Annotated in this window: 9 protein-coding genes; 6 read left to right on the top strand and 3 right to left on the bottom strand. The window is 71.1% G+C overall.

Annotated elements, in window-relative coordinates:
- Nucleotides 1-346: 346 nt before the first annotated feature.
- From WN71_RS38205 to WN71_RS38195, 3 genes are all read left to right on the top strand, one after another.
- The gene (locus WN71_RS38205; protein ID WP_046592424.1) at nt 347-721 is read left to right on the top strand and encodes a hypothetical protein; all 375 of its coding nucleotides are present in this window, start codon (nt 347-349) and stop codon (nt 719-721) included.
- Nucleotides 722-925: 204 nt separating this feature from the next.
- Nucleotides 926-1,273: an ArsR/SmtB family transcription factor gene (locus WN71_RS38200; RefSeq protein WP_046592431.1), complete on the top strand. Its 348-nt coding sequence runs from the start codon at nt 926-928 to the stop codon at nt 1,271-1,273.
- Between the two features lie 152 nt (nt 1,274-1,425).
- Nucleotides 1,426-2,193, top strand: coding sequence for a DUF4232 domain-containing protein (locus tag WN71_RS38195; protein ID WP_079178429.1), 768 nt, complete (start codon nt 1,426-1,428; stop codon nt 2,191-2,193).
- Between the two features lie 67 nt (nt 2,194-2,260).
- Here the strand turns inward: WN71_RS38195 and WN71_RS38190 are convergent, their stop codons facing one another.
- Entirely contained in the window at nt 2,261-4,807 is a 2,547-nt protein-coding gene (locus tag WN71_RS38190) for a discoidin domain-containing protein (protein ID WP_046592425.1), read from the bottom strand.
- 199 nt (nt 4,808-5,006) lie between these two features.
- On the opposite strand from WN71_RS38190, the gene WN71_RS38185 reads away from it, so the two are divergent.
- The gene (locus WN71_RS38185; RefSeq protein WP_046592426.1) at nt 5,007-5,759 is read left to right on the top strand and encodes an NPP1 family protein; all 753 of its coding nucleotides are present in this window, start codon (nt 5,007-5,009) and stop codon (nt 5,757-5,759) included.
- Between the two features lie 104 nt (nt 5,760-5,863).
- Here WN71_RS38185 and gndA read toward each other — a convergent pair whose 3' ends face one another.
- Nucleotides 5,864-7,309, bottom strand: coding sequence for an NADP-dependent phosphogluconate dehydrogenase (gene gndA, locus WN71_RS38180; protein ID WP_046592427.1), 1,446 nt, complete (start codon nt 7,307-7,309; stop codon nt 5,864-5,866).
- 424 nt (nt 7,310-7,733) lie between these two features.
- On the opposite strand from gndA, the gene WN71_RS38175 reads away from it, so the two are divergent.
- The gene (locus WN71_RS38175; protein WP_046592428.1) at nt 7,734-8,399 is read left to right on the top strand and encodes an SDR family NAD(P)-dependent oxidoreductase; all 666 of its coding nucleotides are present in this window, start codon (nt 7,734-7,736) and stop codon (nt 8,397-8,399) included.
- An 87-nt stretch (nt 8,400-8,486) separates the two neighbouring features.
- Here the strand turns inward: WN71_RS38175 and WN71_RS38170 are convergent, their stop codons facing one another.
- On the bottom strand, nt 8,487-9,146 hold the full coding sequence (locus WN71_RS38170; RefSeq protein ID WP_046592429.1) for a class I SAM-dependent DNA methyltransferase: 660 nt from the start codon (nt 9,144-9,146) through the stop codon (nt 8,487-8,489).
- Nucleotides 9,147-9,406: 260 nt separating this feature from the next.
- Between WN71_RS38170 and WN71_RS38165 the strand changes: the two genes are divergently transcribed.
- On the top strand, nt 9,407-10,738 hold the full coding sequence (locus WN71_RS38165; RefSeq protein ID WP_046592430.1) for a jacalin-like lectin: 1,332 nt from the start codon (nt 9,407-9,409) through the stop codon (nt 10,736-10,738).
- Nucleotides 10,739-10,879 lie beyond the last annotated feature (141 nt).

Genomic DNA, 10,879 nt, shown 5'->3' with positions numbered 1-10,879 from the left:
CCCACATCACGCATCGCCGACCGCTCCCCCCTGCGGCGCCCCCCGGCGCCGCTCAATTCCCTGCCGAACAGCGGGCTCAAACGTCGCGAAACCACGCGCACGCTGTCAAGACCATCAACCACAACCGACGACGCTTCGTGACGGTGCCAGAACCCCGGACGCGCAGATGACGAACTTCGGTGATCAAAAGCCCGCACAACATCGAGATCTCCGGACTTCCTTGCGCCAGTCCCTGGCAACGGGGGCACCGGCCGCGGACGCGCTCCGTACGGTTCACGGCACGAGGCGGATCGGGCACCACCGGTCCGTGCGGCAGGCATTCCGTCAGACAGTCAGGAGAAACACCGTGGCGAACGTGGAAGTCTCGCTCAAGGAGATGATGACCGCGATGGACGGCGCCCTGGGCGCCGCCGTCGTCGACTACAGCAGCGGCATGGCGCTGGGCACCCTCGGGGGCGGCAAGGACCTCGACCTGTCCGTGGCCGCGGCCGGCAACACCGACGTGGTCCGGGCGAAGCTGCGCACGATGGAGCACCTCGGTCTGGCGGCCGACATCGACGACATCCTCATCACCCTCGAGAGCCAGTACCACCTGATCCGGCCCGTGCGGGGCCGCCAGGGCAGCGGGCTGTTCCTCTATCTCGTGCTCGATCGGACCAGGTCCAACCTCGCCATGGCACGCCATCAACTCGCCCGCGTCGAGGCCGAGATCGAGGTCTAGACCCAACGCTCGACACCGGGGCCACGCACACCCTTGACTTGCAGAAGTTTTCATCTCGCGACTTCCAGATCAGCACATCCCACGGGTGTGCGGGGCCCCCAGCCAGGAGGATCGGCGCGCAGGACGATGTCCGTGGCGGCAACCGCCGGCCGCCGCACCGCCGACCACCCGTCCATGCAAGCGGCAGGGAGTGAGCGATTCACCATGCGGGTCCCCCTCTACCAGGCAAAGGCCGAGTTCTTCCGGATGCTCGGACACCCGGTGCGCATCCGGGTCCTGGAACTCCTGCAGAACGGGCCCGTGCCCGTTCGGGACCTGCTGACCGAGATCGACGTGGAGCCCTCCAACCTCTCCCAGCAACTGGCGGTCCTGCGCAGGTCGGGCATCGTGGTCTCGGTCCGGGAGGGCTCCACCGTCACCTACGCCTTGGCCGGCGGGGACGTCGCCGAACTGCTGCGCGCGGCGCGCCGCATTCTCACCGAACTCCTCGTGGGTCAGCGGGAGTTGTTGGCCGAGCTGCGCCAGGCGGACGAGCCGGTGGACATTCCCTGACCAGCGCGGGCGTTCCGGTCACGACCTGATCGTGTCACCGGGTTGTCACAGCAGCCGCACAGCGGAAACCCAGGAAGCGGCGCGGCTGTCTACCCCGGCGAGCGACCGGCGAACGTGCCGGGGCTCGTACGATCCGAACTCGGGGGAAGCACATGCGCAACGCAAGCGGCAGCCACATCTCTCTCGGCCTGGCGGTCGCCGTGGCCGCGGCGGCCATGGCGATGACCGGCTGCCGGACGACCGGCGACGACACGACCGGCTCGGCTCCGGCAGCGAGCACCTCGGCCTCCGACTCCTCCACGCCGGGCTCCGGCACGGGCAGTTCGGCCCCCTCCGGCTCCGGCGGCACCGCGTCCTCGGGCTCGGGCGCCTCGTCGGGCACGGGGTCCGGCTCGGGATCCGGCTCCGGGTCGGGATCGGGCTCCGGGTCCGGGTCCGGCTCTGGGTCCGGGTCCGGCTCGTCCGCCGCGCCCGCCACCCGCACCTGCAAGGTGGACGACGTGAAGGCGCGCGCCTACCAGGCCGCGATCCGGCCGCCGGGCACGGGCACCGGCGCGGCGGTCGTCGAGTTCACGAACGCCTCCGCCACCGCCTGTGTGCTGCGGGGGCATCCCACCGTCGCCGGGGCGGGCAACGGCTCCCCGCAGCACAACAAGCCGCTGGCGGTCACGCCCACCGGCACCGCGTCACCGGTCACGGTGGCGCCGGGCGGCAAGGCGTATGTGAAGCTCACCTTCGTGCAGGTCCAGGGCGAGGCCGACGGCTACTGCGTGTCGGGGTCCACGCCGGTGACGTATCCGACGCTGGTGGTCGGTCTGTCCGGCTCCGGCGCCCATCAGGTCGCCCTGGACGACGGCGTCTTCGCCGAGTGCGACAACACGGTGAAGGCCACCGCGGTGTCCGCCGCGAAGCCCTCCTGACGAACGCCGCGGCACCCCTGCGCGCACGCTCCGGGCCGGCCCGCGGCCGGCCCGGAGCGCGGTCGCGTCAGGGGAACGAGGTGACCTTCGAGGGAACGGTGTCCGTCCCTGAGGTCGGTGCGCCCGTGTCATTGATGACGTGGGCGTACTGGCCCTTGCCGCCCAGGGAGATCACCAGCACGTCGTGCATCTTGATGCCCGACTTGACCGGTACCTGGAACCCCTGGGCCTGCACGATGGTCGGGTCGGACGTGTAGTTGCAGTAACTGCCCAGCCCCCATGCCTCGTGCGTGGAGACGGTGTCGGCGACCTTGTAGGCCGCGTAGCCGACGATCCCGTCATGGGTGATGGCGGCCGCGTTCGGGGCGTCGTACGCCTTCTCGTTCTGGAAGAAGATCGTCTTGCCTCCCTCGCCCGACCACAGCACGTCGTACTTGTTGAAGTGTTCGACGAACAGGCCGGTGGCGAGGACGTTGTTGCCGTTGACCTTCAGACCGTAGTCGGCGCGGTTGGTCGTCCAGCCGACGCCGTCGCCGTGGTCGGCGCGCCACAGCCAGGTGTGGTCGATGATGACGTTGTTGCTGTTGACCACGACCGAGTTGGTGGCGAGGCCGGGTCCCGCACCGCCGATGCGGACGAACACGTCCTGCATGGTGGTCGGGTCGGCCGAGTGGTCGGCGGTGGAGCCGGCCTGGCCGATCTGGAGCAGGGTGTCGGAGTTGGTCGATCCGGCGTCGATGAGGAAGCCGGCCAGCCGGACGCCGTCGACGTCGGCGACATGCATCGCGTCGACGCCGTTGTCGGGCACCAGAGTCGCGTAGCCGAGGCCGAGGACCACGGTGTCGGCGCGGGTGACGTTGATGGTCTGGTCGAGGTGGTAGATGCCCGGGGTGAAGAGCAGGTTGAGGCCCTGGGCCAGGGCGGCGTTGATGGTTGCGGCGGTGGCGCCGGGCTTGACCACGTAGAACTGGCTGAGCGGCAGCGAGGTGCCGCCGGTGTTGGCGGGCCAGGAGACTCCGCGGGCGTTGGTGCGCTTGGCGGGCACGAACACCTTGTAGTCGTTGCCGTCGAGGTAGAGGAAGGGCTTCTCCCGCGAGACGGGCGTGGTGTCCAGCGTGGTGTACGGGCCCGAGTCGAAGTTGGTCGCCGGGGCGCCCTGGACTCCGCTGAAGGTCATGTTCCACACGCCGTTGGTCCAGCCGCCGACCGAGCTGTCCCGGGTGTACCACTGCTGCTGGGAGTACGGGCCCACGGTGCCGTCGATCTTGGAGTCCGCGATGTAGCCGCCGGACGCCCAACCGTAGCCGTTGGGGGCGAGGTTGAGGCCGCCGGTGACGTGGATGCGGCGGAACGGCGCGGCCTGGGCGACGGCCCACCGGTCGGTGCCGCTGACCGGGTTGAGGGAGAGGTTCTCGGCCGAACGCCAGAAGTTCTGCGTGGCGTTGCCGTTGAACCAGCCCGCGTCGACGGTGATGTCACCGTTGATCTTGACGTCGTCGGGGTTGAGCCCGGCGCCGGAGATCGAGGTGTAGAAGCCGAGTTGGGCGTTGATGCCGTTGTACGTCCCCGGCTTCATCAGGAACTGGTAGCGGCCGGTGCCGAACTGGGCCGACTCCTGCTGCGAGAAGACGTCGTCGAACTTCTGCTGGAGGTTCGGGGTGGACGGGTCGACGACGATGACGTTGGGGCCGAGGTCGCCGCCGCCCTGGATGGGTCCGGTGGTGGAGCCCGTGCCGGTGTGGACGCCCACCTCCCACAGCGAGTAGCCGTACTGGGTGGCGCGGACGGTGCCGTTGATGCGCACGTACCGGCCGGAGCCACTGACGTCGTACGACGTCGAGCCGCCGGTGCCGCCGGTCACGCTCTTGAGCGTGGTCCAGGTCTGGCCGTCGGTGGACGACTGGATCTGGAACTCCTTGGCGTACGCCGCCTCCCAGTTGAGGTCGACCTTGCACAGGCTCTGCACCGAGCCGAGGTCGACCTGGACCCACTGCGGGTCGGAGGCCGCGCTGGACCAGCGGGTGCCGGTGTCGCCGTCGAAGGCGGCGGAGGCGGGGGTGCCGGCGTTCTCCGTGGACGAGGCGGTGGCGGTCTTCCCCTTGGCGGCGTTGGCGGTGTCGCAGGAGCCGGTCGAGCCGCCCGCGGTGCCGTAGACCTGGAACTCCCAGAGGGAGTAGCCGTACTGGGTGGCCCGGTGGACGCCCTGCATCCGCACGTAGCGGCCGGTGCCGGAGACGTCGACGGTGTCGATGCCGCCGTCCCCGCCGGTGACGGACTTCAGGTCGGTCCAGGTGCTGCCGTCCGCGGAGATCTGGAGCTTGTAGTCCTTGCCGTACGCGGTCTCCCAGTTGAGCACGACCTGGGTGACGGTCGCCGAGGAGCCGAGGTCCACCTGGAGCCACTGGTCGTCGCTCGCGGCGGAGGACCAGCGGGTCGCGGTGTTGCCGTCCACCGCGTCGGCGGCCGGGGTGCCGCCGTTCTCGGTCGAGGAGGCGGTGGCCGTTCTGCCTTGCGAGAGCGGCAAGTCTGCCGCGGCGGCCGGGTGTTGCACCGCCGGAAGGGTGATGAGCGCCGCCGTGGCGGCCAGCGCAACACCCAGGGATCTGAGTCTCATGCCATGTTTCCCTGAGAGTGGGGTGGGTGAAGTGGCGTGCGGGTGCCGGAAACGTGAACTGGAAGCGGCTCAGCCTTAGTTCACGACTTGATTTAACTGATAAGTTGACGCCGCAAGCAAGCCCCAGGAAGCGAGAATCTGCTCAGCAATCAGCTCGGGGCGACTTCCGTCCCCCGCACCCCCCACCGAAGGAGCCGGTGTGCTTCGCACCGCACTCGCCTCTGCCCTCGGCGCACTTGCGCTGGTCGTCGCCCTCCCCGCCCCCGCCGGCGCGAGCGTTCTGCAACAGCTCCCGCAGAACGCGGACGGCCTGGAGCAGACGTTCTCGCCCGCCTACGACTACGACAAGGACGGCTGCTACGCGACGGCCGCCATCGGCGCGGACGGCACCCTCAACCCCGGCCTGAAACTGGGCGGCGACGTCAACGGCCACTGCCACGACTACGCGCAGCTGGCCAGTGCCAACACCTACTCACGGGAGAAGTGCAACAACGGCTGGTGCGCGGTGATGTACGCCAGCTACTTCGAGAAGGACCAGGCCACACTGGGCCCGGCGGCCATCGGGCACACCCACGACTGGGAGCACGTCGTGGTGTGGATCAGCGGGAACGAGGTGCAGTACGTGTCGGTGTCACAGCACACCGGCTACCAGGTCGCGGCCCGCTCGGCGATCCGCTTCGACGGCACCCACCCCAAGGTCGTCTACCACAAGGACGGCGCCTCCACGCACTGCTTCCGCTTCGCGAGCGCGGGCGACGAGCCGCCGGAGAACGCCACCGGCGGCTGGTTCTACCCCCGGCTGGTCGGCTGGAACGGCTACCCGGACGGCTACCGCGACAAGCTCATGAACGCCGACTTCGGCGCCGCGACCATCAAGATCAAGGACGCGGACTTCGCGTACGGACTGGCGCATTCGATGCCGTCGGGGATCTCCTTCGACCCCGATGCCTGACACGACCTCACACAGGCTCGTGGAGAGCTGACTTGAGGTGCCGCGGTTTCGGGCGGGGCGGGCGACCGCCCGTCCCGCCCGAAACCCGGGGCCGGGGGCCGCGGTCAGGCCGTGGTCTCCGGCCGGCCCGGCTGTGCCCACTGTGTGTGATGGGCACCGGGGCGGTCGACGCGCTGGTAGGTGTGGGCGCCGAAGTAGTCGCGCTGGCCCTGGAGCAGGGCGGCGGGCAGCCGGTGGGCGCGCAGGGTGTCGTAGTGGGCGAGGGCGGCGGAGAAGGCCGGGGCGGGGATGCCGCGCCGGGCCGCCGAGGCGACCGTCTCCCGCCAGGGAACCTGCGCGTCGGCGATCTCGGCGGCGAACTCCTTCTCGGCAAGCAGGCCGACGAGCTCGGGGTCGGCCGTGTAGGCGGCGCGGATGCGGTCGAGGAAGGACGCGCGGATGATGCAGCCGCCGCGCCAGATGCGGGCCACCGCGGCGAGGTCGATCGTCCAGCCGTACTCGGCGGCCGCGTCCTGGATCATCGTCCAGCCCTGGTCGTAGGCGATCACCTTCGAGGCGTACAGGGCGTGTTCGACCTGCGAGGCGAAGCGGGCCGCCTCGGTGCGGCTGAGCGGCGCGGTCGTACCGCCGGGCAGATCCGCGTAGGCGGCGCGCAGCGCGGTGCGGCCCGAGGCGGCGCGGGCGAAGGTGGCCTGGGCGATGGTCGTGACGGGCGAGGCGAGGTCGAGCGCGGTCTGCACGGTCCAGCGGCCGGTGCCCTTCTGGCCGGCCGCGTCGGCGACCACGTCGACGAACGGGCGGCCGGTGGCCGCGTCGGTGTGCGCGAGCACCTCGGCGGTGATCTCGATGAGGTAGGAGCCGAGCCGGCCGGCGTTCCAGGCGCGGAAGACCTCCGCGATCTCGGCGGGCGCGTAGCCGCCGACCTGACGCAGCAGGTCGTACGCCTCGGCGATGAGCTGCATGTCGGCGTACTCGATGCCGTTGTGGACCATCTTCACGAAGTGCCCGGCGCCGTCCGCGCCGATGTGGGCGGCGCAGGGTTCGCCGTCGACCTTCGCGCTGATCCGCTCGAACATGGGGCCGAGCACGGCATACGACTCCGCGGAGCCGCCGGGCATGACGGCGGGCCCGTTGAGCGCGCCCTCCTCGCCGCCGGAGACGCCCGCGCCGACGAAGTGCAGCCCGCGCCCGCGCAGGGCGGCCTCGCGGCGGCGGGTGTCGGCGAAGTGCGCGTTGCCGCCGTCGATGATCATGTCGCCCGGTTCAAGAAGCGGGGCGAACTCCTCGATCACGGCGTCGGTGGCGGCGCCCGCCTGCACCATGATCATCAGTCGGCGGGGGCGTTCGAGCGCGGCCACGAACTCCTGCGCGCTCTCCGCCGCGACGAACGTCCCCTCGTGGCCGAACTCCGCCATCAGCGCCCGCGTGCGTCCGGGAGTGCGGTTGTGGACGGCGACCGGGTAGCCGTTGCGCGCGAAGTTGCGGGCGAGGTTGCGGCCCATGACTCCGAGGCCGGTGACGCCGATGGATGCGGATGCGGATGCGCTCATGAGGGGTACCTGCTCCTGCGTTCGGGGACGTGGTGGCGCGGGTGTGGTGCGATCCCGTGCCCGCAGGTACGGGCGCGGGGCCGGTCTTTCTCGACGCGGGACGAAACCGGTGGGGGCGCGCGGTGGTGCGCGTGGGCCGCCGCCGTCCCCGGAGGCGCGGCTGCCGTCGCCCGAGAGGCGCGGCCCCATCGTCCCCGGGCGCACCGCCCCCGTCGCCCCGGGACGCACTGCCCCCGTCGCCTCGGGACGCACTGCCGCCGTCGCCTCGGGGCGCGCGGCCCCGTCGCCCCGGGACGCGCCGTCGCGCCTTCGGGCCGTGGCGCTCCGTGAGCCGTCATGGTGGTGTCCGGGGCTAACGCCCCCGCACCCCGATGACCTCAGCCGACCCCCGTCCCCCTCACCTCCTCTGCCTCTCGGAGATCGCATGACCACCATCGCCATCATCGGAGCCGGTCCCGGGCTCGGCGCCGCCGTCGCCCGTCGGTTCGGCCGGGAGGGCCACAGCGTGGCGCTCGTCGCCCGGGACGCCGGGCGGCTCGACGCGCTCGCCGGATCGCTCGCCGCCGACGGCGTCACCGCGCGGGGGTTCACCGCCGACGTCCACGACCCGGCGACCCTCGTCACGGCGCTCGACGCGGCGGCCGACACCCTCGGGCCGGTCGAGGTCCTCCAGTACAGCCCGCTGCCGCGGCAGGACTTCATGCGCCCGGTCCTCGACACCACGGCCGACGACCTGACCGGCCCGATCGAGTTCTCGCTCTACGGCGCCGTCACCGCCGTACGTCAGGTGGTGCCCGGGATGCGCGAACTGGGGCGCGGCACCGTCCTGTTCGTCAACGGCGGCTCGGCGGTGGTCCCGCACGCCGATCGCGCGGGAACCTCCGTCGCCTTCGCGGCGCAGAGCGCGTACGGCCATCTGATCCACAACACCCTTGCCCCGGAGGGCATTCACGTGGCGCAGCTGATCATCCCGGGGATGATCGAGCCGGGGCACCAGAGGAAGGATCCGGTGGTGCTGGCGGAGACGCTGTGGGGGCTGCACCGCGAACGCCATGGTTTCCGCCATTTCGCGGACGACCTGGGGGCCTGAGGGGGCTCGGCGGGCCCGGACGGTGTCGGACCGGGTCGACGGGCCGCGCCCGGTGTCGGTCTCCGGGCCGGTGAGCCCGTCCGGGCGTCAGTCCTCGGGCCGGTGGGCGAGGAAGAAGCCCTGTTGCCCCTGCCGGGGTCGCTCGGTCGCGTCGGGTTCGCGGATCAGCCGGCCCTCCATCGCGAGGCCGGCCCCGGTCAGCAGGCCGGCGATGTGATCGGGCTCCATCCAGTAGACGTCGAGGGAGACGTCGTGGCCGTAGGCGTGTGCCACGTTCCGATGCAGGTCACCGGCCTTGAAGGCGAGCAGCAGCCGGCCGCCCGGGGCGAGCACCCGGTGGCACTCGGCGAACACGGCCGGCAGCAGGTCCGGCGGGGTGTGGACGGTCGAGTACCAGGCGACGACACCGCCGAGGCAGGCGTCGTCGAGTTCCAGCGCGGCCATCGAGCCCACCTCGAACCGCAGGCCCGGGTGGGTCCGGCGGGCGACGTCGATCATCCCGGGAGACAGGTCGACGCCGAACGCGTCCACTCCGAGCGCCCGGAGATGGGCCGTGATGCGGCCGGGACCGCAGCCGAGGTCGGCGACCGGTCCGCGGCCCGGCGTCCGCACGAGTTCGGCGAACGCGGCGAGCATGGCGCGGTCGAGGGGTTTGGCGTCGAGGTCGCCCCGGGCGAGTGCTTCGTAGTCGACGGCGACGGTGTCGTATGCCGTACGGGTGGCGCGCAGATGGCTCGCTTCGGTCATGGGCGAGGACTGTAGCGGCGCGAACGGGCCCTGCAAGAAAGGCACTTCGCCCTGAGTGCGCACGCCGAACCGGCCGTTCTGAACCGGTCGTGAACACTCGGCCACGGCGGCGAGGGAATGCGCGGAAGGGGCTGACGGGGCAGGGGTGACCGGCGGTAAGTTCTGACATGCTCGCAACACCGCTGTAGCCACCCCCCACCGCTGCACCCCTGCACGTGTTCGTCCCCCACCCACGCACGTCACTCCCAGGAGACGTTTCCATGCGCGGACTCCTCGCCTGCCTGGCCGCGGCCGCCGCCGCGCTCGGCGGGCTCACCGCCGGCGCCACCCCCGCCTCGGCCGCCGATTCGGGCACGTTCAACGTGCTCTCCTACAACGTGGCCGGGCTCCCCGACGGCCTCTCCAGCGCCCCCACCCCCCGCCAGTCCGCCACCACGGCGATCGGCGGGCGGCTCGGCCCCTACGACGTCGTCCAGGTCCAGGAGGACTTCAACTACCACGCCTACCTGTACGCCGCCGACTCCCACCCCTACCGCACCGCCACCAGCGGCGGCGCGGGCATCGGCAGCGGACTCAACACGCTGTCCGACATCCCCTACGACACCGACGACTTCGAGCGGGTCGGATGGGACTCCTGCCAGTACGACTCGGGTGACTGCCTGACCCCCAAGGGCTTCACCTTCATGCGGGAGCGCCTCGCCGAGGGCGTCTACGTCGACTTCTACAACCTGCACACCAACGCCGGTACCAACGACGGCGATCTGGCCTCGCGCGCGGACAACCTCAGCCAGCTCTCCACATTCATCCAGAGCCACTCCGCGGGCAACGCGGTGGTCGTGATGGGCGACACCAACACCCGGTACACCCGCACGGGCGACACCATCGCCGAGTTCGCCGCGGGCAACGGACTCACCGACGCCTGGGTCCAGTTGGAGCGCGGCGGCAGCGCGCCCGCCAAGGGCAGCGACGCTCTCGTCTGCGACGAGGACGCGATCACCGACACCTGCGAGGTGGTCGACAAGGTCCTCTACCGCAGCAGCAAGCTCGTCTCGCTCAGCGCCACGTCCTACGCCAACAAGCACGCCGGCTTCCTCACCGACGACGGCCTGATGCTCTCCGACCACGACCCCGTAGCGGTCGGCTTCACCTGGTCCCGCAACGCCGCCTTCCAGTTCAGCGACCAGTTCGGCGGGCCGCACGGCGACTACTTCGACGACATCGACAAGGTGGCCGCGGGCGCCCAGGCCACGAGCGTCTCGCTGCGCAGCGGAAGCCGCGTCGACCAGCTGGGCCTCACGCTGGCCGGCGGCACGACGCTCACCCACGGCGGCACCGGCGGCACGGCGGCCTCACTCACCCTGGGCAGCGGCGAGTACGTGACCTCGGCGGTGCTGTGCGAGGGCCAGAAGGACGGCGACACCCGCATCTTCTACGCCAAGTTCACCACGAGTGCCGGCCGCACCCTGGCCGGCGGCACGACCACCTCGGACTGCGTGACCCGCACCGCGCCGACCGGCTGGCAGATCGCCGGCTTCCACGGCCGTTCGGGTGACGAGGTCGACAAGATCGGCTTCATCTACACCAAGCGCTGAGCGCGTTCGCGCGCGGCGCCGCCTGCTCCACCCCAACCCCCCACCCCCGCCCCTCCCGAAGGGAACCACCGTGCCCCTGCCGTCCCCGCGTGTGCTGAGCACCGCCGCCGTCCTCGCAATGACCCTGCCCCTGTTCTGCTC

Source organism: Streptomyces mangrovisoli (genome assembly GCF_000974985.2).
Taxonomy (GTDB): Bacteria; Actinomycetota; Actinomycetes; order Streptomycetales; family Streptomycetaceae; genus Streptomyces; species Streptomyces mangrovisoli.
This window is presented reverse-complemented; position numbering and strand designations above follow the sequence as displayed.